Source organism: Micromonospora sp. WMMD723 (assembly GCF_049863385.1).
Lineage (GTDB): Bacteria > Actinomycetota > Actinomycetes > Mycobacteriales > Micromonosporaceae > Micromonospora > Micromonospora wenchangensis.
Genome location: NZ_JBMKNR010000001.1, coordinates 3,224,759 through 3,249,333, shown reverse-complemented (window position 1 = coordinate 3,249,333; position 24,575 = coordinate 3,224,759). Strand labels below are relative to the sequence as shown.

Genomic DNA, 24,575 nt, shown 5'->3' with positions numbered 1-24,575 from the left:
CCACCGCCCGTTCCCCGCCGGGGAACGGGCGGCCGGTCGCCGGGCGGCGGCGTCGAGCGGTGTCGACGGTCAGGTGGCGGGAAGCACTTTGGCGGCGAGCTTCGCCAACTCGCGCAACGCCTTGCCCCGGTGGCTGATCGCGTCCTTCTCCTGCGGGGTCAGCTCCGCGTTGGTCCGCTCCTGGCCGTCGCCCACGAAGATCGGGTCGTACCCGAAGCCGCCCTCGCCGCGCGGGGCGCGCAGCAGCCGGCCGGGCTGGCGGCCGTCGACCAGGTGCTCCTTGCCGCCGGGCAGCACCAGCGCCACGGTGCAGACGAACGACGCCCCCCGGTGCTCGTCGGGCAGGTCGGCGATCTGGTCCAGCACCAGTTGCAGGTTGGCCCGGTCGTCGCCGTGCCGACCCGCCCAACGGGCGCTGAACACCCCGGGCATGCCGTTGAGCGCGTCGACGGCGATGCCGGAGTCGTCGGCGATGGTGGGCAGGCCGGTGCGCCGGCAGCCCTCCCGCGCCTTGATCAGGGCGTTCTCGCCGAAGGTGAGGCCGGTCTCGGGCAACTCCGGGTACTCCTCGACGTCGTCGAGGCCGAGCAGGGCGATCCGGTGCGCGCCGAGCGCGCCGTCGAGGATGCGCTGCAACTCCACCAGCTTCTTACGGTTGCGGGTGGCGAGCAGGACCTTGTTCATGATGCGAGAGCCTTCCGCTGCGCCTCGGCCAGTTCCAGACAACCCAACGACGCGACGTCCAGCAACGCGTCGAGCTGCGCCCGGGAGAAGACGCCGTCCTCACCCGTGCCCTGCACCTCGACGAAGTCGCCCTCGCCGGTGCAGACGACGTTCATGTCCACCTCGGCGGCCACGTCCTCGACGTAGCAGAGGTCGAGCAGCGGCTCGCCCGCGACGATCCCGACGCTGACCGCGGCCACCGACCGGTGCATCACCTTCTCCGGCTTACCGGCCAACGACTTGCGGCCGGCGAGCCAGCTCACCGCGTCGTAGAGGGCCACGTACGCGCCGGTGATGGAGGCGGTACGGGTGCCGCCGTCGGCTTGGAGCACGTCGCAGTCGAGCACGATCGAGTTCTCGCCGAGCGCCTTGAGGTCGACGCAGGCGCGCAGGCTGCGGCCGATCAGCCGGGAGATCTCGTGGGTCCGCCCACCGATCTTGCCGCGCACGCTCTCCCGGTCGGAGCGGGTGTTGGTGGCCCGGGGCAGCATCGCGTACTCGGCGGTCACCCAGCCGAGCCCGGAGCCCTTGCGCCAGCGGGGCACGCCCTCGGTGACGCTCGCCGTGCAGAGCACCCGGGTGCCGCCGAACTCGACGAGCACCGAGCCCTCCGGGTGGGTGCTCCAGCCCCTGGTCAACGTCACCGGTCGGAGTTGGTCGGGCCGCCGCCCGTCAGGTCGTGCCATCCCTGCACCCTATGCGGTCGCATGATCGGCGCATGCCCGGGTGGGCTCAGACGTCGTAGCTGGCGCCGGCCCGCACCACTTCCAGCGGCCCGGTGAACGCCCCGGCCGCCGAGGCGATGGTGTGCGACTCGCTGCCCCAGGCCGCGACCAGGTGGGTCAGCAGCAGCCGGCCCACCCCCGCCTTGGTGGCCGTCTCGCCCGCCTCCCGGCCGGTGAGGTGCAGATCCGGGGGGTTGTCCACCCCGTCGAGGTAGCTGGCCTCGCAGAGGAAGACGTCGGCGTCCTGGGCGAGCCGCAGCAGCGCGTCACAGGGTGCGGTGTCCGAGGAGTAGCAGAGCACCCGGCCCTCGTGCTCCAGCCGCACCCCGTACGTCTCGATGGGATGGTTGACCCGGTCGACGGTGACGGTGAACGGGCCGATCGGGAAGGTGCCCGGCTGGAGGCCGTAGAACTGGTAGACGTCCTCGACGGTGCTGTCGTCCTGGCCGTAGGCGGTGGCGAGCCGGTCCGGGGCGCCCGGCGGCGCGTAGACCGGCAGCGGCGGGTAGGGGCCGTCCGGGGCGTACCGGCGGACCACGACGTACGACGCGGCGTCGAGGATGTGGTCGCAGTGCAGGTGGGTCAGGAGGATGGCGTCCGGGGCGTGCAGGCCGGCGTACCGCTGGAGGGTGGACAGCGAGCCCGGCCCGAAGTCGACGAGCAGCCGGAAACCGTGCGCCTCGACGAGGTAGGCGGAACAGGGGGATTCGGGGCCGGGGAAGCTTCCCGCACAGCCCAGGACGGTCAGCCGCATCCGGTCGCCCCACAATTACGGTACGTAGTCGACACGCCGGAGTCAGCACCGATTATGATCTCTACCGACGCGTACGCCACGCTGCGCAGCCTACGCGCAGCGACCGCAGGGCAAGAATCATCTTCTGGAAGTTGTCATCAACGTGACACCCGCGGGGGCCGGCCGACGCCTCCGCCGACCGACCCCACGACGGGTCAGGCCCAGAGCTGCCCCTCCAGGGCGCTCTCCGCGTCGGCGAGGGTGCCGCCGTACGCGCCTGTGGAGAGGTACTTCCAGCCACCGTCACAGACCACGAAGGCGACGTCGGCCCGCCGGCCGTCCCGGACCGCCTCGTGCGCCACCGACAGGGCGGCGTGCAGGATCGCCCCGGTGGAGAAACCGGCGAAGATCCCCTCCACCTCCACCAGCTGCCGGGTACGCAGCACCGCGTCCCGGGTGCCGACGGAGAAGCGCCTGGTGAGCACCGACGCGTCGTACAACTCGGGGACGTAACCCTCGTCGATGTTGCGCAGGCCGTAGACGAGTTCGCCGTAGCGTGGCTCGGCGGCCACCACCTGGATGCCCTCGACCTTCTCCCGCAGGAACCGCCCGGTGCCCATCAGGGTGCCGGTGGTGCCCAGGCCCGCCACGAAGTGCGTGATGGTGGGCAGGTCGTGCAGCAGCTCCGGGCCGGTGGTCTCGTAGTGGGCGCGGGCGTTGGCCTCGTTGCCGTACTGGTAGAGCATCACCCAGTCCGGGTGGTCGACCGCGATCTGCTTGGCGGTGGCGACCGCCTGGTTCGAGCCGCCCGCCGCCGGCGAGAAGATGATCTCCGCGCCGTACATCCGGAGCAGTTGGACCCGCTCGGTGGAGACGTTCTCCGGCATCACGCAGACCAGCCGGTAGCCGCGCAGCTTGGCCACCATGGCCAGCGAAATGCCGGTGTTGCCGCTGGTCGGCTCCAGGATGGTGTCCCCGGGCCGGAGCCGGCCGGACTGCTCCGCCGCGCGGACCATGAACAGGGCCGCGCGGTCCTTGATGCTGCCTGTCGGGTTCCGGTCCTCCAGCTTGGCCCACAGCCGCACCGGCGGTGCCCCGTCGGGCACCGTCGGCGAGAGCCGGGGCAACCCCACCAGGGGGGTGCCGCCGCAGGCGTCGAGCAGGCTGTCGTACCGCGCCATGACGCCCGCCCTCAGCGGAGGGCGACGGCCGCGCGCCGTGCCGCCACCGCCGCGGTGGCCGCACGGTGCTGGCTGATCGCCGCCGCGGCGGCGAAGCCGAACGCCCCACCGGCGACGGCCGGCAGGACGGTGACGCTGTCGCCGTCGTTGAGCTTGGCGTCCAGCGCGCCCAGGAAACGGACGTCCTCGTCGTTGACGTAGACGTTGACGAAGCGGTGCAGCGCGCCGGCGTCGGTGACCAGCCGGGCCTTCAGACCGGCGTGCCGGGTGTCCAGGTCGGTGAGCAGGTCGCCCAGGGTGTCCCCGGCGCCCTCGACGACCTTCTCGCCGCCGGTGTAGCTGCGCAGGATGGTGGGGATGCGAACCTCGATGGCCATGACGTACTCCTTGGTCGGGTGTGCCTCGGTGCCGGACGGAACAGGGTGAGCGGAGCTGGGGTCAGCTGCCGGAACACTCGTAGTCGACCGTCGCCGGGCTCTGCCCGAACATGTAGGACTGGACCGCGTGCGGATCCACCCCGGCGTCCACGATCCGCACCGGCTCCTCGGTCACCACGCCGTCGACAATCCGGAAGGAGCGGATCTCCTCGGTGTCCGGATCGCGGGTCGAGACCAGCAGGTAGTGCGCGCCCGGCTCACCGGCGAAGGCGACGTCCGTGCGGGACGGGTACGCCTCGGTGGCGGTGTGCGAGTGGTAGATGACGACGGGTTCCTCGTCGCGGTCGTCCATCTCCCGCCACACCCGCAGGTGCTCCATCGAGTCGAACTCGTAGAAGGTCATCGAGCGGGCCGCGTTGTCCATCGGGATGTGCCGGGTCGGGGTGTCGCCGCCGACGGGTCCGGCGACCACCCCACACGCCTCGTCCGGGTGGTCCCGGCGCGCGTGGGCGACGATCGCGTCGACGATCGACCGGTCGATGCTCAGCACGTCGACCAGCCTAGCGCCCACCCGCCGCGCCCGGCGAGGCGGTGACCGTCACAGTTCAGTCGATCATGGCGTTGAGCAGGGATTCCTGCAGATAACCCAGATAGGCGTAGACCGACAGTTGGAACACCCTTGACGACGTGGGGTCGTCGGCGACCGCGTCGTCGAGCTCCTCGCCCAGGTCGGTGCCGTCCTTGATCTCCAGCCGGACGCCCATCGCCAGCCGGGCGTCGTTGAGCGCCCGCAGCCACGCCTCGGCCGCCTCGGCGTCCAGCCGCACCTCGCCATCGGCCGACTCGGGCAGCGCGGCCAGCACCGCGCCCGCCTGGTCGATCTTGGCGGTCTTCAGGTCGCCCTCGGTGTACCGGCGGAACTCCGCCGTGCCGGCCGGATCGTCCGGGTAGGCGTCGGGGAAGAGCCGCCCGACGACCGGGTCGGTGTGGTCGAACCCGTCGGTGAGCAGGCCGACCACCTCGGTGGCGACCTTGCGCAGCACCCGGACCTCGTCGACGGCGAAGGTCGCCACGTAACAGCCGCCCTGGCGGCGGAACATGCTCACCCCGTCAACCTCCATCGCCACCGCCGGAACCGCGGACCTGGCTCACTCCTCGCGCTCACGACCACCCCGGTTCGCGACTGCGGGGCTCGCAAACCCGGCTCACTCCTCGCGCTCACGACCACCCCGGTTCGCGACTGCGGGGCTCGCAAACCCGGCTCACTCCTCGCGCTCACGACCACCCCGGTTCGCGACTGCGGGGCTCGCAAACCCGGCTCACTCCTCGCGCTCACGAACGGTCCACCGTCGCCCAGAGGCCGTAGGCGTGCAACTGCGACGCGTCGTGCTCCATCCGCTCCCGGGCGCCGCTGGAGACCACCGCCCGGCCCTTGTGGTGCACGTCCAGCATCAGCTTCTCGGCCTTCTCCCGGCTGTACCCGAACAACTTCTGGAAGACCCAGGTCACGTACGTCATGAGGTTGACCGGGTCGTCCCAGACGATCGTCACCCACTGCCGGTCCTCGACCGGCACCTCGTCGGTGTCCGGCGTCTCGACCGGGGCAACCTGTGGAGCGGCCATGCCCCCCATCGTGCCACCGGAAGTGGCGATCCGATGAACCGGAACGCCGGGGCGGCCCCGATCACCCTCCCGAGCTGCGCAAATCGGGAGGGCTGCGGACACGGCGGGGACAGGCACCGGGACGCTCGGTTCAGGCGAGCAGGATGCCGTGGTCGACGGCGTCGGTGAGCACCGCGTCGAGCGCGAGCCGGAACGCCTCGAACCGCCGGGACACCTCGCGGGACAGCTCCAACTCGACCTCACGCAGCGCCCGTTGCGCCCAGGAGCGGGCCGCGTTCGGATCGTCGTTGCCGGGGCTGCGCCAGTGCTGCCAGCACCCGCCGGACAGGGCGACCCCGATCCGGGGCAGCACCTCGGTGCGGGGCGCGCCGGGATGACCGAGCAGGGCGTCCAGGGCGCCGGCCCCGGGCAGCACCGCCACCCCGGCGGTGCCGGTGACCAGGAGCACCCGGTCCAGTTCCTGACCGGACGGATGGTCGGCCAGCCCCCACCGGACGGCCGCGCCGATGCGCTGGCGTACCCCCTCGGCCAGCGGTGCGCCGAAGATCCGGACGGTGGCCCCGTCGAGGATGTCCCGCACGGCGCGGTCCTGCTGCTCGGTCGCGAGCAGGGAGAGCGCCTCCAACTCCCGGTCGAGCAGTTGCGGCAGACCCGCGCAGCCCACCCCGAAGACGATCTCCTGGACGGTCCGCAGATGGATGTTGGCCAGTTCGAGCGCGAGCTGCTGGCGGATGCGGCGGGCGCAGAGCCGGCTCTGCCGCTCCAACCCGTCGGCCCAGTCGTCGCCGGGCGCATCGGGGGCCACCGGCACCCGCCCGTGCGCCCCGGGCGGCACGGGTGGCCGGGAACTCGCCCGGCGCAGCCCCTCGATGGCCGACCAGCCGACCAGCGCCCGGCGCAGGGCCGGGTGCTCGGCCCGGTGCACGGGATACCAGTTGGCCTCGGCCAGCCCCGGCACGGCGGCCAGCAGCGTGGCCCGGTGCGCCGCGACGGTCACCGCCACCGGGTCGACCGGGCCGCCGGCCGGGGGCCCGCCGGGCGACGTCGGGAGCGCCACCCCGGTGTCGTCGGTCGCGGCCGGCTCCGCCGCCGCCCAACCGCCCGCGCCGGGGGTCACCACGAAGAAGACCCGTACCCGGGTACGCGCGACCTCGGTGAGCAGGTGCAGGTCGGCGGCGGTGAAGGCCTGGTCGGCGCCGATCACGAACAGCAGCGCGCCGGACCTGACGACCGCGTCGAGCAGGACCCGGCCGCCGGCCACGCCGAGGGTGTCGGTGTCCGGGGTGTCGAGCACGGCGAAGTGTCGCAGCAGCTGTTCCGGCAGGCTCAACTCGACCCGGCGTGGCGCGCGGGCCAGCGCCGGGCCGGCGGCGGCCTGGTCCGCGCTGTAGGAGTGCGGCTGCCGGTAGCCGGGCACGTACGCCGCCCGGGTGGCCACCCGGGCGTGCCGGACCAGCAGGTGGCTGCCCGCCGGGGTGACGAGCATCCCGGCGGGGACCCCGAGCAGCGCGGCGAGCACCTCCCGGCGGGCCGCCCCGGCGGGGCCGGCGGCCACCACGGCGAGCGGCTCGTCGGGATCCGCCTCGGCGGCCGGCGGCTCGGCCGGGATCGGGCCCCGGGCCGGCAGCCCGACGGCGTCGGGATGGTCGGACGGGTCGTCGGTCATGTCGATCCCGGGGAGTGGACCGGGCTGCATTCGGCCTCCGCTCGACGCGGGCGACTGGCTGCGCCCGCGGTAGGACGTCCGATAGGTGACGATGGGCTGCGGGAAGGTTACGGGCAGCACCCGGCTTCGCCGGAACATCTCGGGTACTCAGCAGTAACTGCGACATTACTCAACTTCACAGCGTCACCGGGTATCTCCGGACCGATTTACATCGATATGCTGCTCGGATGAGTCGGTGGAGTTTCGTCGGCCGAACGGATGAACTCAACCGTCTGTTGGCAGCGGTGCGTGAGGGCCAGGGGCACGGGCTCTTCTTCAGCGGCAGCGCGGGCGTCGGCAAGAGCCGGTTGCTCCGCGAGGCGGTGGCCGCACTGCCTCCCGAGCGGTACGCGCTGTCGTTCGTCGCGGCCAGCACGGCCACCGCGGCGCTGCCGTTCGGCGGGCTCGCCCCGGTGCTGCCGGCCGAGCAGCCACCCGGGCTCTCCCCCGCCGGGGTACTGCGCTGGGGCGTCGACGTGCTCCAGGAGCAGGCGGCGGGGCGGCGCATCGTGCTCGCCATCGACGACGCCCATCTGCTCGACCCGCCCTCGGCGGCGCTGGTCCACCTGCTCGCCCGCGCCGAGAACTCCACCGTGCTGGGCACGCTGCGCAGCGGCGAGCAGATCCCGCTGCCGATCCGGGCACTGTGGACCGACGACATGGTCGCGCACGCCGAGCTGGCCCCGCTCGGCCCGGGCGAGACCACCGGCCTGCTCGCCGCCCTCCTGGACGGCCCGGTCGACGCCAGCACCGCCGAGCGGCTGTTCCGGCTCTCCGCCGGCAACCCGCTGCTGCTACGGGAGCTGGTGCTGGCCGCCACCACCGGAGGTGAACTGGTCCGCCCCTACGGGGTGTGGCGGTGGACCGGCCGGCTGGAGCTGGCCCCCAGCCTCACCGACCTGATCGACACCCGGATCGGCCGGTTGGACCCGGAGGTCCGGGCGGTGGTGGAGCTGGTCGCCTTCGGCGAGCCGCTCGGCCTGCGCCTGCTCGACCGGGCCGCCGACCCGGCGGCCGTGGAGGTCGCCGAGGAACGCGGGCTGATCACCGTCGTACCCGACGACCGGCGGATCGACGTCCGGCTCGCCCACCCGCTGTACGGCGAGGTGATCCGCCGTCGCTGCCCGGTCAGCCGGACCCGCCGCCTGAAGGCCCAGCTCGCCGAGCGGGTGGAGTCGGCCGGTGCCCGCCGCCGGGGCGACCTGCTCCGGGTGGCGGTGTGGCGGCTCGACTCCGGCACCGCCCAGGACCCGGCCCTGCTGCTGCACGCGGCCGTCCAGGCGTTCACCCGGTACGACGTGCCGTTGGCCACCCGGCTGGCCCGGGGCGCGCTCGTCGCCGACGGCGGCTACGACGCCGCCGAACTGCTCGCCACCATCCTGATGTTCGGCGACCGGCCGGACGAGGCGATCGCGGTGCTCGACGCGGTGGCCGACGACATCGTCTGCGAACACCGACGCAGTCGCTGGCTCACCGTGCGTGGGATGGTCAGCTACTGGGGGCTCAGCGACCGGTCCACCGTGGACACCATCGCGGCGGCCGGGCACGCCCTGACCGACCCCGGGCACCAGGCCCGGGTGCGCGCCTTCGAGGCGATCATGCGGCTGCACGGCCTGGAGGTCGACACCGCACTGCGGCTCGGCCGGTCGGTGCTGGACCGGCCGGCTTCCAGCGTCGCCGCCCGCGAGCTGGCCCGGTGCACCATCGCCCACGCCGACGCGGTGCGCGGCCGGTTCCGGGCCAGCGCCACGGCTGTCGACCGGGTGCAGGCGGAGGCGGCGAACTGGCGGGCCGACATGCCGTACCTGCAACTGGCCATGGAACTGGCCCGGGGCACCCGGCTGGCGCTCTCCGGTGACGTGGCCGGCATCGACGCCATCGTGGCCGACGAGTTCGCCGACCAGGCCGGCGCCGGGGACTTCCGGCTCGGCACCGGCTACCTGTCCATCCTCCAGGCGTACGCGGCGCGGCTGCGCGGTCGTGGCGACGACGCGCTCAAGGCCAGCCTCGGCGCGTGCGCGGTGCTCGCCACCAGCCGGGTCTTCGCGGGACTGGCGCACGCCGAGCGGGCGCAGGCGGCGGTGCTGCGCGGTGACCCGGCCACCGCCGTGGAGGCGATGGCGGAGGCCGACCGGACCCAGGCCCCGGGCATGGCGGTGCTCCAGCCGTGGCTGGAGCAGGCGCGGGCCGCGGTGCTGGCCGCCGGGGGTGACCTGGCCGGGGCGGTGCGGCACCTCGGCACGCTGGTCGACCGGTTGCGCGCCGACGGGTTCGCCGGCCACGAGGTGCTGGTGCTGCACGACCTGGTCCGGCTCGGCCGGGCCACCGCCCCGGTCGGGCCGACCTGCACCGACGGCAGCCGGCGTACGGTGGCACAGCGGTTGACCGAACTCTCCGAGACCGTCGACGGGGCGCTGACCCCGTTGCTCGCCCGGTACGCGCGGGCCGCCGCCGCCCGGGACGGCGAGGCCCTGCTGGAGGTGGCGGACGGCCTCACGAAGCTGGACCTGACGGTCTGGGCGGTCGACGCCACGGCGACGGCGCTGCACGGCTGGCGACGGGAGCGCTCGACGTCGGCCGCCGCCGCGCACGAACGGCTCGCCGCCCTGCTCACCCGCTGCGACCAGATCCGTACCCCGGCGCTTACCGCGTTACGGCCCACGCTCAGCGGCCGGGAGCTGGAGGTAGCCGCACTCGCCGCCGCCGGGGTGACCAGCCGGGCCATCGCGGGCCGGCTGTTCCTGTCGCCCCGGACGGTGGAGAACCATCTCCAGCGGGTCTACAGCAAGCTCGGCATCACCGGCCGGGCCGAGTTGGGTGCGGCGCTGCGGGCGATCCCGGGCCACGGCGACGCCCCGACCGGCTGAACTCTAGGCTGGGCTGGTGAGCCACCTTCGCCCCGCGCTGCTGACCGACCACTACGAGCTGACCATGGTCAGTGCCGCCCTGCGCGACGGCACCGCCGACCGCCGGTGCACCTTCGAGGTGTTCAGCCGACGCCTGCCCACCGGACGCCGGTACGGGGTGGTCGCGGGGACCGGCCGCCTGATCGACATGGTGAGGGAGTTCCGGTTCGCCCCCGAGGAGGTCGAGTTCCTGCTCCGCACCGGGGTGGTCGACGAGCCGGCCGCCCGCTGGCTGACCGACTACCGGTTCACCGGCGACATCGACGGGTACGCCGAGGGCGAGCTGTTCTTCCCCGGCTCACCGATCCTCACCATCTCCGGCGGCTTCGCCGAGTGCGTGGTGCTGGAGACGCTGGTGCTGTCGGTGCTCAACCACGACTGCGCGGTGGCCGCGGCGGCGGCCCGGATGGTCACCGCGGCCCGGGGCCGGGCCCTGATCGAGATGGGTTCCCGGCGGGCCCACGAGGAGGCGGCGGTGGCCGCCGCGCGGGCGGCGTACCTGGCCGGGTTCCGGTTCACCTCCAACCTCGCCGCCGGCCAGCGGTACGGCATCCCCACCGCCGGGACGGCCGCGCACGCGTTCACGCTGCTGCACGACGACGAGCGGACGGCGTTCGCCTCGCAGGTCGCCACGTTGGGCCGGGACACCACGCTGCTGGTCGACACGTACGACATCAGCCAGGGCATCCGGACCGCCATCGAGGTGGCCGGGCCACAGCTACGGGCCGTCCGGATCGACTCCGGCGACCTCGCGGTCATCGCCCAGCAGTCCCGGGAGCTGCTCGACTCGCTCGGCGCCACCGAGACGAAGATCATCGTTTCGGGGGATCTCGACGAGTACGCCATCGCCGCGCTCGCCGCCGAACCGGTCGACATGTACGGCGCGGGCACCGCCGTGGTCACCGGCTCCGGCGCGCCCACCGCCAGCCTGGTCTACAAGCTGGTCGAGGTGGACGGCCGGCCGGTGGTCAAGCGTTCCGAGAACAAGGGCACGATCGGGGGCCGGAAGGTCGCGGTTCGCCGGCACAAGCCCACCGGCACCGCCACCGAGGAGGTCGTCGTCTCGCAGGGCGTACCGGACCGGCAGGCCAACGACCGGCTGCTGCAGCACTCGTACGTGGTCGACGGCGAACCGGTCGACCTGCCGGGCATCGAGCAGTCCCGCGAGCACCTGCGCCAGTGCCTGATCTCCATCCCGTGGGAGGGGTTGAAGCTCTCCGCCGGTGATCCGGCGATCCCGGTCACGGTCGTGCCGGCCGGTTGAGCCGCCGGGGCAGACTGGGTCGTGCCGCAGGTGGATCACCGGCGGCGAACGGAGAGGAAGGGCACCGATGGCCAACGCTCTGATCATCGTGGACGTGCAGAACGACTTCTGTGAGGGCGGTTCCCTCGCCGTCACCGGGGGCGCGGGCGTCGCCGCCGGCATCTCGGGCCTGCTGGCCGGGGAGCCGCGACGGTGGGACCACGTGGTCGCCACCAAGGACTACCACGTCGACCCGGGGGCGCACTTCGGCGACCCGCCGGACTATGTCGAGTCGTGGCCCCGGCACTGTGTGGTCGGCACCCCGGGCAGCGAGTTCCACCCCGACCTGGTGACCGACCGGGTCGAGGCGATCTTTCACAAGGGCGAGCACGCCGCCGCGTACTCCGGGTTCGAGGGGCACGCCGACGACGGCGAGTGCCTGGCCGACTGGCTGCGCCGGCACGACGTGGACCGGGTCGACGTGGTCGGCATCGCCACCGACCACTGCGTGCGGGCCACCGCCCTGGACGCCGCCCGGGAGGGCTTCGCCACCACCGTGCTGCTCGACCTGACGGCGGCGGTCGCGCCGGCGACGCTGGACGTGGCGCTGCGCGCGATGGACGGCGCCGGGGTGACCCTGCGCGGGGAGCCGGTGATCAGCGCCGCATGAGCCGGTAATCGCTTGCCGATGTCGTACCCCCGGTCCAGGATGACCGCCGGAGGTACGGAGCATCATGACGTTGACGCCTTACCGGCAGGCCCTGGCCCAGCCCGGCCTGCGGGCCCTGCTGCTGGTCGCGGTGCTGGCCCGCATCCCGCTCACCGCGACGGGGGTGACGCTCACCTTCTACGTGGTGCTGGAGCTGGGCCGGGGTTACGGTGCCGCCGGCCTGGTCGGTGCCGCGTCGGTCGCCGGCACCGCCATCGGCTCGCCCCTGCTGGGCCGGTTGGTCGACAGGCGTGGTCTGCGTCCGGTGGTCGCGGTGACCACCGTCGTCGAGGCGGCCTTCTGGGCGAGCGCCCCGACGTTGAGCCTGCCACTGCTGCTGCCCGCCGCGTTCGTGGCCGGGCTGTTCGCGCTGCCGGTCTTCTCGGTGGTCCGGCAGTCGATCGCCGCGCTGGTGCCGGCCCAGCGCCGCCGCCCCGCGTACGCGCTGGACTCGATGTCGATGGAGCTGTCCTTCATGATCGGGCCGGCGCTGGCCGTGGCGCTGGCCACCGCCGTCTCGCCCCGGGTCACGCTCTGGGCGGTGGGCGCGGGCATCGTCGGCGCGGGGATCGTCCTCTGGCTGCTCGATCCGCCCATCCGCAGCGCGGACGAACCGGTCGGTCCGCAGCCCCGGGTGCCCCGGCGGCAGTGGCTGACCAGCCGCCTGCTGGCGGTGTTCGCGGTGAGCACCGCCGCGACCCTGGTGCTCGGCGGCACCGACGTGGCGGTGGTGGCGGTGCTGCGGGCCGGCGGCGAGGTCGGCTGGACGGGCGCGGTGCTCACCGCCTGGGCGATCGCCTCGCTGGTCGGCGGCTTCGCGTACGGTGCCGTCCGCCGCTCCTTCTCCCCGCTGGCCCTGGCCGCCCTGCTCAGCCTCTGCACCATCCCGGTCGGGTTGGGCGGCGGCCACTGGTGGCTGCTCTGCCTGACCCTGCTGCCGGCCGGCGCGCTCTGCGCCCCCACCATCGCCGCCACCGCCGACGCGGTCAGCCGGCTCGCCCCCGCCGGGGTACGCGGTGAGGCGATGGGCCTGCACGGCTCCGCCACCACGGTCGGCATCGCGCTCGGCGCTCCGCTGGCCGGCGCGGTGATCGACGCCTCGGTGCCGCTCTGGGGCTTCGTGGTCACCGGAGCGGTGGGGTTGCTGGTGACCCTGGTGGTCCTGCCGACGGAGCTGCGTCACCGCCGCCCGCCCGTCGCCCCGGCATCCGCCCGGTCCACGCCGACGCCAGAACCGGCACCGGCCGCCTGAGCCACCGCCCGCACCCATGGCCGCGTCACAGCCGGCGGTGCAACGGGTAGCCGGCTTTGGCGGCGCGCTGCGGGTCGCGTCCGACACCACCCGTTCCCCGTGATCCGGAGTCGCCGTCAACCGCGCCGCCCGCCGCCCGGAAACATGACCTGCGCGTGACCGGTATGCCTCAGCGTCATAAGTATGCCTCTCAGGCATAGCGCCCCGTGGAGAGTGGTCCCCCGCAGGTCCGCACCAGGGGAGGCACGACCGGGCCGTGATCCCCGCCGGCCCTCAACCCCGGTCATCCCGAGGAAGAGCCGAAGGGCACCACGCAAGCGAAGGGCACCGCGAAAAGCGAAGGGCACCGCGCCCCGGTGGGGTGCGGTGCCCTTCGGTGGTTCGTGCCGGGCGGTCAGCGCTGGTCGAGGTTCCCGGCGGTGTCCTCCTGGTAGCTGGCGCCGCCGTTGACCTCGCTGGTCAGCGGCTTGGCACCACCCTCCGGCGGGCCGGCGAGGCTCTGCCCGGCGGCCAGCTCGGGGAACTTCGCGTCGAACGCCGGGCGCTCGGAACGGATCCGGGGCATCCGGTCGAAGTTCCGCAGCGGCGGCGGGGAGCTGGTCGCCCACTCCAGCGAGTTGCCGTGGCCCCACGGGTCGTCCACCTCGACGACCGGCCCGGTCTTGTACGACTTCCAGCAGTTCCAGATGAACGGCAGGGTCGAGATACCGGTGATGAACGCGCCGATCGTGGAGATCATGTTGAGCGTGGTGAAGCCGTCGCCGGGCAGGTAGTCGGCATACCGGCGGGGCATGCCCTCGGCGCCGAGCCAGTGCTGCACCAGGAAGGTGGTGTGGAAGCCGATCATCGTGAGCCAGAAGTGGATCTTGCCCAGGCGCTCGTCGAGCATCCGGCCGAACATCTTCGGGAACCAGAAGTAGATGCCGCCGAAGACGGCGAACACGATGGTGCCGAAGAGCACGTAGTGGAAGTGCGCCACGACGAAGTAGTTGTCGTGCAGGTGGAAGTCGAGCGGCGGGCTGGCCAGCAGCACCCCGGTCAGACCACCGAAGAGGAAGGTCACCAGGAAGCCGATGGCGAACAGCATCGGTGTCTCGAAGGTGATCTGGCCCCGCCACATGGTGCCGATCCAGTTGAAGAACTTCATGCCGGTCGGCACGGCGATCAGGTAGCTGAGGAAGCTGAAGAACGGCAGCAGCACCTGGCCGGTGGCGAACATGTGGTGCGCCCAGACGCTCATCGACAGGGCGGCGATGGCGATGGTGGCAGCGACGAGGCCCTTGTAGCCGAAGATCGGCTTGCGGGAGAAGACCGGGATGATCTCGGTGATGATGCCGAAGAACGGCAGCGCGATGATGTACACCTCGGGGTGGCCGAAGAACCAGAAGAGGTGCTGCCACAGCATCGGGCCGCCGGTGGCCGGGTCGTAGACGTGCGCGCCGAGCAGCCGGTCCGCGGCCAGCGCGAAGAGCGCGGCGGCCAGCAGCGGGAAGACCAGGATCGCCAGCAGGCTGGTGACCAGCATGTTCCACGTGAAGATCGGCATCCGGAACATGGTCATGCCGGGGGCGCGCAGGGTCAGGATCGTGGTGATCAGGTTGACCGCGCCGAGGATGGTGCCCAGACCGGAGATGGCCAGGCCGACGACCCACATGTTCGCGCCGACGCCGGGCGAGTGCTCGATGCTGCTCAGCGGGGTGTAGGCGGTCCAGCCGAAGTCGGCGGCGCCACCCGGGCTGAGGAAGCCGGCGGTCGCCATCGTGCCGCCGAACAGGTACAGCCAGTAGGCGAAGGCGTTCAGCCGGGGGAACGAGACGTCGGGGGCGCCGATCTGCAACGGCACGACGTAGTTGGCGAACGCGAACACGATAGGCGTCGCGAAGAACAGCAGCATGATCGTGCCGTGCATGGTGAACAGCTGGTTGTACTGCTCCGGCGACAGGAACTGCATGCCCGGCCGCGCCAGCTCGGCTCGCATGATCAGGGCCATCAGGCCACCGATCATGAAGAACACGAACGCGGTGACCATGTACATGATCCCGATCTGCTTCGCGTCCGTGGTGCGCAGCAGCCGCGCGATGGCCGACCCCTTGACCGGCTCTCGGACCGGCCAGGGCCGGGTCACGACCGGCTTGGGTGCGACGGTGGTCACGAATGGCCTCCGGTTCTCGGTTGTCCCGCTCGGCACGCCTCGTCAACTGCGGGCCGTCATCCGAAAGGATGTTAGTCCCCGGCAGGTGGCAGCACCGCTCGGGGTGCTCTGGCACCATGTCCGGTCACCCGGCGCGCCTACAGCGGGTCGACCAGGAGCCGGTAGTGCTCGCCGAAGATCCGCCCGCCCCGCCCGCGCAGCAACGGGTCGCGCAGCGCCGGCGGCACGTCCCGGGTGCGGTTGCGGTCGCGGGTCCGGTCCCGCACCCATCGGGTACGCGGACGACGCCGGCTCTCGTACGCGACCAGGGCCGCCTCGACGCTGCCGGCGGCGCGCAGCGACTCGGCGAGGACCACCGCGTCCTCCAGCGCCATCGCGATCCCCTGGGACAGGGTGGGCGCGGTGGCGTGCGCCGCGTCGCCGACCAGCAGCACCCGGCCCCGGTGCCAGCGGCCCAGCTCGACCTCGTCGGTGAGCCCGACCTGCACGTCGCGCCAGGCGGCCAGCACCGCCGGGACCGGCCCGCCGTAGCCGCCGAAGAGTTCGTGCAGCCGGGCCACCGGATCGGCCGGGGCGACGGTGCCGGCCTCGTCGGCGTAGCAGTAGAGCCGGCCGGCGCCGAGCGGCACCACGAGGAAGCCGGCCCGCCGGCCGAGCAGCGCCGTCCAGTCGGGCACGTCCGGGCCGTCGCGCACCACGCCCCGGTAGACCACCTGACCGGCGGGGCGGGGCGGACCGCCGAGCGCGGCCAGGGAGCGGACCGCCGAGCGGGGCCCGTCGGCACCGATCACCAGGTCGTACTCGCCGCCGGTGCCGTCGGTGAAGGTGACCGCGACCCCGGCGGGCAGCAGTTCGACGGTGCTCACCTCGGCGCCGTGCCGCACGGCGCCCCCGGCACCGCTGAGCAGCACCTGGTAGAGGTCACGGCGGGGCAGCGCCCGGCACTCCCCCACCTCGGCCCAGAGCGTGTCGAGGTCCACCTCGCAGAGCGGGTCGCCGGCGGCGTCGAGGAAGCGTTGGCGGTGGATCACCTGCCCGAGCGGGCGGACCGGGCCGTCGAGGTCGAGGCGGCGCAGCGCGCGGGCGGCGTTGCCGGGCAGGTAGAGGCCGGTGTCGGCCAGTTCGTTCGGGGGGAGTTTCTCGGTGACGTCCGGCCGGAAGCCGGCCAACCGCAGGGCCCGGGCGACGGCCAGACCGGCGATGCCCGCGCCGACGACGAGGATGCGCAGGGGGGAGCCACGCATGGTGGTGAACGCCTCCGGAGGGGATCGGTACGCGGTGAAGGCAAGACACTACTCCGCGCGATCGACGCACACCAGAGCCGATGATCCCCCCGTCCGGCACCCTCCGAACCGGACAGAAAGTTGTCCAGCCCACTGAACGGGGTTCGATCGAAGAATACCCATCGGCCGGATGCCGTTCGTCTCACTACAGTGACGGCGTGACAACGGACGAGTCATACCGCTCGGTCAAGTCGGCGGGTCGGGCACTGGACGTGCTGGAGGCGCTCGCCACCCCGGACGGCCCCCGCTCACCGGTGGAGCTGAGCCGGGCGCTGGGCATTCCCAAGAGCAGCCTGCACGCCATCCTGCGGACCCTGCTCGACCGCGAGTGGGTGGCCGCCGATCCGACCGGCACCCGATTCTCGGTGGGGTTGCGGGCGCTGGAGGTCGGCGCGACGTTCCTGGCCGGCGCGGACGTCGCCGCCCTGCACGAGGTGACCCTGGACCGGCTGGCCGAGTTCTCCGGCGAGACGGTGCAGCTCTACCGGCTCGACCGGGGCGCGGTGGTGCTGCTGGCCCGGCGGGACTCGGCGCACGTCGTCCGGCCGGTCTGCGCGGTGGGCCGACGGCTGCCCGCGCACGCCACCGCGGCCGGCAAGGCGCTGCTCGCCGCGCGGTCCGACGAGGAGGTGGACCGGCTGTTGCAGTGGCCGCTGCCGGCGGTGACCGGGCGGACGGTCACCACGCCGGAGGCGCTGCGCGCCGAGTTGGCCGCGGTGCGGCGGCGGGGCTGGGCCGAGGAGTGGGAGGAGTACGGTCCGGGGCTGGCGGCGGTGGCGGTGGCCGTACCGCTGCGGGAACCGGCGGTGGACGCGATCTCGGTGGCCGCGCCGGTGGACCGGCTGGGGCCGGAGGTACGGACGCGGTTGGCGGCGGTGCTGCGGGAGGCGGTGGCGCAGGTTCGGACGGCACGCACGCTGCTCGCGCCCAACCTGTAGAACACGGTTCACGTACGGGGACGAGATCGGCTGTCCACTTAACCGGTTCAGTTGCACAGCAGTTTCAAGTATGTAAATGTGTTCGAGACCGTGGGAGCGCTCCCGGTCATGTCCGACACACCTCCGGCGCCCCCGCGCCGCAGCCAAGGAGCATCATGAAGCGTCCATTGCGGGCCCTCGCCGCCGCCGGCCTCCTGGCCGTCGGCACGATCGTGGCCGTCGCCGTCGGCGGCACCGCCTCCGCCGACACCCAGATCTGTGAGCAGTACGGCTCCACCGTCATCGGCGGCCGGTACGTGGTCCAGAACAACCGCTGGGGCACCACCGCCCAGCAGTGCATCAACGTCACCGGCAGCGGCTTCAGCATCACCAGCCAGCAGGGTTCCGCCCCGACCAACGGGGCCCCGGTGTCGTACCCGTCGATCTTCGTCGGCTGCCACTACACCAACTGCTCGCCGGGCACCAACCTGCCGGCCCAGGTGAAGTCGATCAGCAGCGCGCCGGGCAGCATCTCCTTCAACTACGTCGGCGGGGCGATCTACGACGCCGCCTACGACATCTGGCTCGACCCGTCGCCCAAGCGGGACGGGGTCAACGCCATGGAGATCATGATCTGGTTCAACCGGCAGGGCAGCATCCAGCCGATCGGCTCGCCGGTGGGCAACACGAACATCGCGGGCCGCAGCTGGGAGGTGTGGCGCGGCAACAACGGCGGCAACAACGTCATCTCGTACGTCGCCCCGTCGGCGATCCAGAGCATGAGCTTCAACGTGCTGGACTTCATCGCCGACACCCGCAACCGGGGGGCGATCACCAACGACTGGTACCTGACCAGCATCCAGGCCGGTTTCGAGCCCTGGCAGGGCGGCGCCGGGCTGGCCGTCACCAACTTCTCCCAGACCGTCAACACCGGCGGCAACCCGCCGCCCACCACCGCCCCGCCGACCACGCCCCCGCCCACCGGTGGCGGCTGCGCGGTGAAGTACACCTCCAACTCGTGGAACAACGGCTTCACCGCCGACGTGACCATCACCAACCGGGGCGCAAGCGCCATCAACGGCTGGACGCTGACCTACAACCTGCCCAGCGGGCAGCAGGTCACCAGCTCCTGGAACGCCACCGTCAGCCAGAGCGGGTCGACGGTGACCGCACGCAACGCCGCGCACAACGGCAGCATCTCCCCCGGTGGCACCGCCAGCTTCGGCTACCAGGGCTCGCTGAACGGGACGTACTCGGCGCCGACCAGCTTCTCGCTCAACGGCGTCGCCTGCTCCCGCGCCTGACCCCACACCACCCACCACCACACGGGGGCGTGACCGGCAGGTCACGCCCCCGCACCCCGTCCGGGCTCAGCCGCCCAGGGCGTCGATGTCGCGCATCTCCTCGGCGGTCAGCGAGAAGTTCCAGATGTCGACGTTGGCGCGGATGCGTTCCGGGGTGACCGACTTGGGGATCACCACGATCTCGTGGTCGACGTGCCAGCGCAGCACCACCTGCGCCGGGGAGACGTCGTGCGCGGCGGCGATCCGGGTCAGCACCGGATCGGCCAGGTCGCTGGCCTTGAACGGGCTGTAGCCCTCCAGCACGATCCCCCGGTCCCGGTGCTCGGCGTGCCGCTGCCGGTCGTACAGCGACGGGCTCCACCGGATCTGGTTGACCGCCGGGTTCTCCTCGGTCGCCTGGATCAGCTCGTCGAGCTGGGCGGTGGCGTAGTTGCTCACCCCCACCGCCCGGGTGAGGCCCGCGTCCCGGGCGGCCAGCAGCTCCCGCCAGACCGGGATGCTGTCCGCCGGTGACGACGGCGGCCAGTGGATCAACCAGAGGTCGACGTGGTCGGTGCCCAGCGCCCGCAGGCTCGCCTCGATCGTCTCCCGTTCCCGGCCGACCCGGTCCGGCGGCAGCTTGGTGGTGATGAAGACGTCCTCGCGGCGCAGCCCGCTCTCCCGCACCGCCCGGCCCACCTCCTCCTCGTTGCCGTACATCGTGGCGGTGTCGATGTGCCGGTAGCCGGCGTCCAACGCGGCCAGCACGGCGTCGTAGCCGGCCCGGCCGGTCGCCTGCCAGGTGCCGAACCCGAGCAGCGGCATCCGGACGTCACCGGGGAGCAGGGCGGTGGGTTGGTCGAGATCCATGCCGACGGTTCTACCCGTGATCGGCGCGGGCATGCCGGGCGAGCGGCGAACCCGGGCCGATTGCCGGAGAATGCCGGTGTGCCGAGCACCGACCGGGCCGACGGCGAGGAGCACCGTGTACCTGACCCATCTGGAGTGTCCCCGCTGCGGCCGGGAGCACGACGCCCACCGGCTCACCAACCTGTGCGACTGCGGGTCACCGCTGCTGGCCCGCTACGACCTGGCGGCGGTGGCCGCCGCCGTGACGCCCGAGCGGTTCGGGCTGCGCCCGGCCGACCTGTGGCGTTACCGGGAGCTGCTGCCGGTGGCCGACGAGCGGCACGTCACCACGTTGGGTGAGGGCTGGACGCCGCTGTGGCGCGCGCCTGCGTACGGCCACGAGATCGGCGTGGCCGACCTGATCGTCAAGGACGAGGGGCTCACCCCGACCGGGTCGTTCAAGGCCCGGGGTGCCGCCGTCGGCGTGAGCCGGGCCCGCGAGCTGGGCGTACGACGGTTCGCCCTGCCCACCAACGGCAACGCCGGAGCGGCCTGGGCGACGTACGCGGCGCGGGCCCAGATGGCGGCGACCATCGTGATGCCGCTGGACGCCCCGACCATCTGCCGGCGCGAGTGCGTGGCCGCCGGTGCCGACCTGATCCTGGTGGACGGGTTGATCAGCGACGCCGGAAGACGGGTGGCCGAGCTGGTGACCGGCGCGGACGGGGCGGTCTTCGACGCCGGGACGCTGCGCGAGCCCTACCGGCTGGAGGGCAAGAAGACGATGGGGTACGAGATCGTCGAGCAGCTCGGCTGGCAGGTGCCCGACGTGATCATCTATCCGACCGGTGGCGGGGTGGGCCTGATCGGCATCCACAAGGCCCTGCACGAGCTGCGGGAACTCGGCTGGGTGAGCGACCGGCTGCCCCGGCTGGTGGCGGTGCAGTCGACGGGCTGCGCGCCGATCGTCAGGGCCTTCGCCGCCGGTGAGGAGCGGGCCCGCCCCTGGGCCGACGCGCACACCGTGGCGTTCGGGATCACCGTGCCGGCACCGCTCGGCGACGAGCTGATCCTGACCGCGCTACGGGAGAGCGGCGGGACGGCGGTCGCCGTCGACGACGCGGAGATCCTCACCGACCTGCGGGAGTTCGCCGCCCGGGAGGGGCTGCTGCTCTGCCCGGAGGGGGCGGCCTGCCTGACCGCCGCCCGGCACCTGCGGGCCGGGGGCTGGATCCGCCCCGACGAGCGGGTGGTGGTGCTGAACACGGGGTCGGGGCTGAAGTATCCGGAGACGGTGGACGTCTCCGCCGTACCCGTGGGCTGACCGCCGCCGGCCGGCGTCCCGGTGCGCGGGAGGCCGGCCGGCGGCGGATGCGGGTCAGAGGGCGGGGTCAGGACGTCGGCGGTTCGTCCTCGCCGGCGGCCTCCGCCGCGTCGGCCTCCTCCTTGGTGTGGTGCACCACCTGGTCGGCGTGCTCCGGCGGGCCGTAGACCGTGTAGAGCACCAGCGGGTTCGGCCCGGTGTTGACGAAGTTGTGCTTCGTCCCGGCCGGCACCACCACCAGGTCGCCCTGGGCGACCTCCCGGGTCTCGCCGCCGACCCGGGCCTCCCCGGTGCCGCTGACGAAGGTCAGGATCTGGTCGATCCCGTCGTGGACCTCCGCACCGATCTCCCCGCCCGGCGGAATGGTCATGATCACCAACTGGGTCTTCTCGCCGGTCCACAGCACCCGGCGGAAGTCCGGGCTCTTCTCGGCGACCGTCGCGATCGTGAAATGCTCCATGTTCCGCTCATACCCGCAACGGCGACGGATCACGCCGGGTCGTGCAGATGAGGCAATTCCCGGCCCCGGGCAGGTTTGACCGCCGTCAGATCGGGCAACGAGCACCCCAGACCGGAGCGGGGGACCGCACCGGTCGCACCAGGTCCCCGCTGGCGTACCGCCGGAATGGCTGCGGTGGTGGGAGACGGTCGGAGCGCGGCGACGGACGGCCGGTGTGCCGTACGGCGCCGTGCGCCCGTATCCGCCGGCCTCAGGCCAGGACCGCCAGGTGGAACGGACGGTCCGAGACACTGCCGTCGGTGGCGAACGTCTTGACGAACACCCCGTTCGGGATTCCCGTCCGACCGACCACGCTGATCCCACCGGGTGGCGCGAGCCCGGCGCTGCCCGCCAACCCGATCGTGCCCACGTAGCCGGCGGTGCTGACGTCCTGGTCGAAGACGACCTGGTACATGCCGGGGGCGAGCCGGGTGGCCGACGCCGCGCCGAGCCCCCGGGCCAGGGTGCCGTTGGCGTGCACCACGGCGTAGAGCATCCGGGCCGAGGCGGGCAGCCCCACCCGCCGGTCGCCGGCCAGTTGGGAATCGGCCAGGGCCAGGTCGGTGCGGCAGGGAACGGGCTGGCTGACCGGGCGACGCCGGGAACCGGTGCTGGACATCGTGGTGCTCCTGCCTGCCGGCCACCTGCTGGGCCGGGAGCGATGGGGGATGGTGATCCGCACCGACCGAGCGGATCCGTACTTCGAAAATATGTCGGTTACACCTTTTGCGACCACTCGTCCAACTGTCTACTACCTGACACCCAACCACTGTGAGCTGCGAAAACGCGCCCGACGCGGGTCGTCGCCCACCGACGGCGGCGGCACAGGACAGCCCGGCCGGCCCCGGACCCGCTACCCCGTCCCACCGCCCCCGCCCGGACGACGGCCGGGGGCCGACGCCCCGGGGCTAGCCTGCTGGGGTGGCCCGCCTGCTGCTCGTCGAGGACGACCTGACCATCCGCACCCCGCTGGTCCGGGCGCTGCGCGACCGGGGGCACGCGGTGGCCGCCGCGTCGACCGCGATGGAGGGGCTACGGCACACCCTCGACGACCGGCCCGACCTCGTCGTGCTCGACCTCGGCCTGCCCGACCTCGACGGCGGCGAGCTGCTGCGGATGCTGCGCGCGGTCAGCGCCGTGCCGGTGATCGTGGCCACCGCCCGGGACGACGAACGGGAGATCGTCCGGCTGCTCGACGCCGGGGCGGACGACTACCTGGTCAAGCCGTTCACCGCCGCCCAGCTCGACGCCCGGGTCCGGGCGGTGCTGCGCCGGGGCGGGGCCGAGCGGCCCGACGGCGATCCGGTGCTGGTGGTCGGCGGGCTGCGCATCGATCCGCGCGCCCGCCAGGTCACCCTGGACGGCACGCCGGTGGAGCTGACCCCGCGCGAGTTCGACCTGTTGCACCACCTCGCCGCCCGCCCCGGCGCGGTGGTGACCAAACGGGAACTGCTCACCGAGGTCTGGCAGATCCCCTACGGCGGCGCGGACAAGACCGTCGACGTGCACCTGTCCTGGCTGCGCCGCAAGCTCGGGGAGAGCGCCCAGCAACCGCGCTACCTGCACACCGTACGCGGGGTCGGGGTACGGCTCACCGCGCCCGGGGCGTAGCGCGCGGGTGGCCGCGCCCGGACGCAGCGCCCGGGTCGTGGTGCCCCGGGGCCGGTCGACCGGCCCGCCGCCACGGGCGGACCGGTCACCGGTGGTTCACCGCACGGCGCAGGTGGCCACCGTCGGGGGCCGGTCGTCGCCGGTGACCACCATGCCCCAACCGGTGGTCGCGCCGGGGCTCAGGTTCCCGTTGTAGGGGGCGTTGGTCGCGGTGACCTGCCGGCCGGACTGGCTGACCGTGGCGCTCCACGACGAGGCGACCTGCTGGGTTCCGGCGAAGGTCAGCGCGGTGGTCCAGCCGGTGATGGCGCTGACGCCGTTGTTGCGCACGGCCACCTCCGCCTGGAAGCCGCCCGACCACGAGCCGGTCACCCGGTAGGTGGCCGAGCAACCGGCCATCGGGGCCGGCGTGGGGGTCGCGGTGGGGGTAACCGGCGGCGTCACGGTGGGGGTGACCGGCGGCGTCACGGTGGGGGTCGCCGTGGGGGTGCCGGTCGGGGTCGGGGTCGGCCCGTCGGAGGTGGTGTAGTCGACCCGGGTGTACGCCGCCGAGCACGTCCCGCCACAGGAGGCGGGCAGGGCGAACCGGTAGACCCGACCGTTGTTGATCAACGCGCCGGCCGCGTCACGGACCCGGATCTGGAAGTCGGTGCCCCCGGCGGCGGTCGCCCCGATCACGTACGACTGTCCCATGTCGCTGTTCATCGTGGCGGCCGTCCACACCCCACCGGCCAGGTACTCCACCCCGTGGATGCCGTTGGCCAGGTGCGAGACGGCGATCGCCGGCCAGTACCGCTGGGCGCCCTTCATGAAGCCGATCCGGATGTCGCCCGTGTAGTCCGGGGCGGGCACGAACGACCAGGAGACGTGCCGGTTGTTCCAGTGGGTGGGGTTCATGTCCCCCACCGGCGTGCCGTTGCGCACGAAGCGGTTGAGCGAGGCGGTGGAGAGGTCCAGGTGGTAGGGGTCGTCCCGGCACCAGGCGTTGCCGTCGCCGCAACTGTCCGCCACCACCATGGTCAGGGTCGCCCCGCTGTACGCGTCGGCGGTCCACGAGCCGTTGCGGCAGAACGGCTGGCCGGGTGCGCCGTCGTTGACGCCGGTGCAGTAGTCGCCGACGGTGACCCGGACGAACCGGCCACAGTTGAGGCCGTTGTTCCACAGCCCGATCGTCGCCGCCTGGCTGGCCGGGATCGGCCGCATCGGGTACGACGAGTAGTCGCCGGGCAGGTGGTAGGCGTTGAGCGCGACGAAGTCCGGCGCGTCCAGCTCCGCCTGGGGCAGGCCGCAGCCGCCGTACGGTGCGCCGAGGGCGTCGAAGTGGGTGGCGTTGCCGGTGACGGGGGTGGTCGGCTCGGGTACCGCGAGCGCCCCGGCGGGCAGCGGGACGACCAGCAGCAGTACGGCGGCGGCGGTCAGCGCCGCGAGCAGGCCGGCACGGTGACGCGAGGAAGTCATGAGGGGGTACGCCTTCCGGGCA

Annotated in this window: 23 protein-coding genes; 8 read left to right on the top strand and 15 right to left on the bottom strand. The window is 72.9% G+C overall.

Annotation, left to right across the window (positions count from 1 at the left end; all coding sequences use genetic code 11):
- Positions 1–69: 69 nt before the first annotated feature.
- From rdgB to ACN261_RS14680, 9 genes are all read right to left on the bottom strand, one after another.
- Positions 70–684, bottom strand: a complete 615-nt coding sequence (gene rdgB, locus ACN261_RS14720) for an RdgB/HAM1 family non-canonical purine NTP pyrophosphatase (RefSeq protein WP_088641776.1) — start codon at positions 682–684, stop codon at positions 70–72.
- On the bottom strand, positions 681–1,409 hold the full coding sequence (gene rph, locus ACN261_RS14715; RefSeq protein ID WP_204927210.1) for a ribonuclease PH: 729 nt from the start codon (positions 1,407–1,409) through the stop codon (positions 681–683). Before rph ends, rdgB begins: the two co-directional genes overlap by 4 nt.
- 46 nt (positions 1,410–1,455) lie before the next feature.
- On the bottom strand, positions 1,456–2,202 hold the full coding sequence (locus ACN261_RS14710; protein WP_421485895.1) for an MBL fold metallo-hydrolase: 747 nt from the start codon (positions 2,200–2,202) through the stop codon (positions 1,456–1,458).
- 194 nt (positions 2,203–2,396) lie between these two features.
- A complete protein-coding gene (locus ACN261_RS14705) occupies positions 2,397–3,362 on the bottom strand; it encodes a PLP-dependent cysteine synthase family protein (RefSeq protein WP_204927212.1) in 966 nt (321 codons plus the stop codon).
- 11 nt (positions 3,363–3,373) lie between these two features.
- Positions 3,374–3,739: a MoaD/ThiS family protein gene (locus tag ACN261_RS14700; RefSeq protein ID WP_377682195.1), complete on the bottom strand. Its 366-nt coding sequence runs from the start codon at positions 3,737–3,739 to the stop codon at positions 3,374–3,376.
- Positions 3,740–3,800: 61 nt separating this feature from the next.
- The gene (locus ACN261_RS14695; RefSeq protein WP_421485893.1) at positions 3,801–4,289 is read right to left on the bottom strand and encodes a Mov34/MPN/PAD-1 family protein; all 489 of its coding nucleotides are present in this window, start codon (positions 4,287–4,289) and stop codon (positions 3,801–3,803) included.
- 55 nt (positions 4,290–4,344) lie between these two features.
- On the bottom strand, positions 4,345–4,845 hold the full coding sequence (locus tag ACN261_RS14690; RefSeq protein WP_425853599.1) for a DUF2017 domain-containing protein: 501 nt from the start codon (positions 4,843–4,845) through the stop codon (positions 4,345–4,347).
- A 226-nt stretch (positions 4,846–5,071) separates the two neighbouring features.
- Positions 5,072–5,362, bottom strand: coding sequence for an ATP-dependent Clp protease adapter ClpS (gene clpS, locus ACN261_RS14685; RefSeq protein WP_088641781.1), 291 nt, complete (start codon positions 5,360–5,362; stop codon positions 5,072–5,074).
- Between the two features lie 130 nt (positions 5,363–5,492).
- Positions 5,493–7,028 carry a hypothetical protein gene (locus ACN261_RS14680; protein WP_425850590.1) on the bottom strand — a complete coding sequence of 512 codons (1,536 nt, stop codon included), beginning with the start codon at positions 7,026–7,028 and terminating at the stop codon, positions 5,493–5,495.
- 227 nt (positions 7,029–7,255) lie between these two features.
- On the opposite strand from ACN261_RS14680, the gene ACN261_RS14675 reads away from it, so the two are divergent.
- The 4 genes from ACN261_RS14675 (at position 7,256) to ACN261_RS14660 (ending at position 13,177) form a co-directional block, all read left to right on the top strand.
- Positions 7,256–9,934, top strand: a complete 2,679-nt coding sequence (locus tag ACN261_RS14675) for a LuxR C-terminal-related transcriptional regulator (protein ID WP_425850588.1) — start codon at positions 7,256–7,258, stop codon at positions 9,932–9,934.
- Between the two features lie 16 nt (positions 9,935–9,950).
- Positions 9,951–11,237, top strand: coding sequence for a nicotinate phosphoribosyltransferase (locus ACN261_RS14670; RefSeq protein ID WP_425850587.1), 1,287 nt, complete (start codon positions 9,951–9,953; stop codon positions 11,235–11,237).
- Between the two features lie 67 nt (positions 11,238–11,304).
- Positions 11,305–11,886, top strand: a complete 582-nt coding sequence (locus ACN261_RS14665) for an isochorismatase family protein (RefSeq protein WP_421485887.1) — start codon at positions 11,305–11,307, stop codon at positions 11,884–11,886.
- Between the two features lie 64 nt (positions 11,887–11,950).
- On the top strand, positions 11,951–13,177 hold the full coding sequence (locus tag ACN261_RS14660; RefSeq protein ID WP_425850585.1) for an MFS transporter: 1,227 nt from the start codon (positions 11,951–11,953) through the stop codon (positions 13,175–13,177).
- A 394-nt stretch (positions 13,178–13,571) separates the two neighbouring features.
- Here ACN261_RS14660 and ctaD read toward each other — a convergent pair whose 3' ends face one another.
- Both ctaD and ACN261_RS14650 read right to left on the bottom strand, forming a co-directional pair.
- Positions 13,572–15,329 carry an aa3-type cytochrome oxidase subunit I gene (gene ctaD / locus ACN261_RS14655; protein ID WP_421485884.1) on the bottom strand — a complete coding sequence of 586 codons (1,758 nt, stop codon included), beginning with the start codon at positions 15,327–15,329 and terminating at the stop codon, positions 13,572–13,574.
- Positions 15,330–15,466: 137 nt separating this feature from the next.
- Positions 15,467–16,573, bottom strand: coding sequence for an FAD-dependent monooxygenase (locus tag ACN261_RS14650; RefSeq protein ID WP_204927221.1), 1,107 nt, complete (start codon positions 16,571–16,573; stop codon positions 15,467–15,469).
- Positions 16,574–16,770: 197 nt separating this feature from the next.
- Between ACN261_RS14650 and ACN261_RS14645 the strand changes: the two genes are divergently transcribed.
- Positions 16,771–17,550: an IclR family transcriptional regulator gene (locus ACN261_RS14645; protein WP_421485883.1), complete on the top strand. Its 780-nt coding sequence runs from the start codon at positions 16,771–16,773 to the stop codon at positions 17,548–17,550.
- Between the two features lie 155 nt (positions 17,551–17,705).
- Positions 17,706–18,833, top strand: coding sequence for a GH12 family glycosyl hydrolase domain-containing protein (locus ACN261_RS14640; protein WP_421485881.1), 1,128 nt, complete (start codon positions 17,706–17,708; stop codon positions 18,831–18,833).
- Positions 18,834–18,899: 66 nt separating this feature from the next.
- Here ACN261_RS14640 and ACN261_RS14635 read toward each other — a convergent pair whose 3' ends face one another.
- The gene (locus ACN261_RS14635; protein ID WP_421485880.1) at positions 18,900–19,682 is read right to left on the bottom strand and encodes an aldo/keto reductase; all 783 of its coding nucleotides are present in this window, start codon (positions 19,680–19,682) and stop codon (positions 18,900–18,902) included.
- Positions 19,683–19,797: 115 nt separating this feature from the next.
- Between ACN261_RS14635 and ACN261_RS14630 the strand changes: the two genes are divergently transcribed.
- Positions 19,798–20,985 (top strand): threonine synthase, encoded by a 1,188-nt coding sequence (locus tag ACN261_RS14630; RefSeq protein WP_425850579.1) that lies wholly within the window; start codon positions 19,798–19,800, stop codon positions 20,983–20,985.
- 67 nt (positions 20,986–21,052) lie between these two features.
- Here the strand turns inward: ACN261_RS14630 and ACN261_RS14625 are convergent, their stop codons facing one another.
- Positions 21,053–21,445 (bottom strand): cupin domain-containing protein, encoded by a 393-nt coding sequence (locus ACN261_RS14625; protein ID WP_204927226.1) that lies wholly within the window; start codon positions 21,443–21,445, stop codon positions 21,053–21,055.
- 250 nt (positions 21,446–21,695) lie between these two features.
- Entirely contained in the window at positions 21,696–22,103 is a 408-nt protein-coding gene (locus ACN261_RS14620) for a hypothetical protein (RefSeq protein WP_421485876.1), read from the bottom strand.
- A 302-nt stretch (positions 22,104–22,405) separates the two neighbouring features.
- On the opposite strand from ACN261_RS14620, the gene ACN261_RS14615 reads away from it, so the two are divergent.
- Entirely contained in the window at positions 22,406–23,095 is a 690-nt protein-coding gene (locus ACN261_RS14615) for a response regulator transcription factor (RefSeq protein ID WP_421485874.1), read from the top strand.
- 96 nt (positions 23,096–23,191) lie between these two features.
- On the opposite strand, the gene ACN261_RS14610 is transcribed toward ACN261_RS14615, so the two are convergent.
- Entirely contained in the window at positions 23,192–24,553 is a 1,362-nt protein-coding gene (locus tag ACN261_RS14610) for a cellulose binding domain-containing protein (protein ID WP_425850575.1), read from the bottom strand.
- Positions 24,554–24,575 lie beyond the last annotated feature (22 nt).

What these genes read in the sequence shown, in the direction of transcription:
- rdgB (WP_088641776.1), bottom strand. Translation starts at nt 684, where the DNA reads ATGAACAAGGTCCTGCTCGCCACCCGCAACCGTAAGAAGCTGGTGGAG.
- rph (WP_204927210.1), bottom strand. Translation starts at nt 1,409, where the DNA reads ATGGCACGACCTGACGGGCGGCGGCCCGACCAACTCCGACCGGTGACG.
- ACN261_RS14710 (WP_421485895.1), bottom strand. Translation starts at nt 2,202, where the DNA reads ATGCGGCTGACCGTCCTGGGCTGTGCGGGAAGCTTCCCCGGCCCCGAA.
- ACN261_RS14705 (WP_204927212.1), bottom strand. Translation starts at nt 3,362, where the DNA reads ATGGCGCGGTACGACAGCCTGCTCGACGCCTGCGGCGGCACCCCCCTG.
- ACN261_RS14700 (WP_377682195.1), bottom strand. Translation starts at nt 3,739, where the DNA reads ATGGCCATCGAGGTTCGCATCCCCACCATCCTGCGCAGCTACACCGGC.
- clpS (WP_088641781.1), bottom strand. Translation starts at nt 5,362, where the DNA reads ATGGCCGCTCCACAGGTTGCCCCGGTCGAGACGCCGGACACCGACGAG.
- ACN261_RS14680 (WP_425850590.1), bottom strand. Translation starts at nt 7,028, where the DNA reads ATGACCGACGACCCGTCCGACCATCCCGACGCCGTCGGGCTGCCGGCC.
- ACN261_RS14675 (WP_425850588.1), top strand. Translation starts at nt 7,256, where the DNA reads ATGAGTCGGTGGAGTTTCGTCGGCCGAACGGATGAACTCAACCGTCTG.
- ACN261_RS14665 (WP_421485887.1), top strand. Translation starts at nt 11,305, where the DNA reads ATGGCCAACGCTCTGATCATCGTGGACGTGCAGAACGACTTCTGTGAG.
- ACN261_RS14660 (WP_425850585.1), top strand. Translation starts at nt 11,951, where the DNA reads ATGACGTTGACGCCTTACCGGCAGGCCCTGGCCCAGCCCGGCCTGCGG.
- ACN261_RS14650 (WP_204927221.1), bottom strand. Translation starts at nt 16,573, where the DNA reads ATGCGTGGCTCCCCCCTGCGCATCCTCGTCGTCGGCGCGGGCATCGCC.
- ACN261_RS14640 (WP_421485881.1), top strand. Translation starts at nt 17,706, where the DNA reads ATGAAGCGTCCATTGCGGGCCCTCGCCGCCGCCGGCCTCCTGGCCGTC.
- ACN261_RS14635 (WP_421485880.1), bottom strand. Translation starts at nt 19,682, where the DNA reads ATGGATCTCGACCAACCCACCGCCCTGCTCCCCGGTGACGTCCGGATG.
- ACN261_RS14625 (WP_204927226.1), bottom strand. Translation starts at nt 21,445, where the DNA reads ATGGAGCATTTCACGATCGCGACGGTCGCCGAGAAGAGCCCGGACTTC.
- ACN261_RS14620 (WP_421485876.1), bottom strand. Translation starts at nt 22,103, where the DNA reads ATGTCCAGCACCGGTTCCCGGCGTCGCCCGGTCAGCCAGCCCGTTCCC.
- ACN261_RS14610 (WP_425850575.1), bottom strand. Translation starts at nt 24,553, where the DNA reads ATGACTTCCTCGCGTCACCGTGCCGGCCTGCTCGCGGCGCTGACCGCC.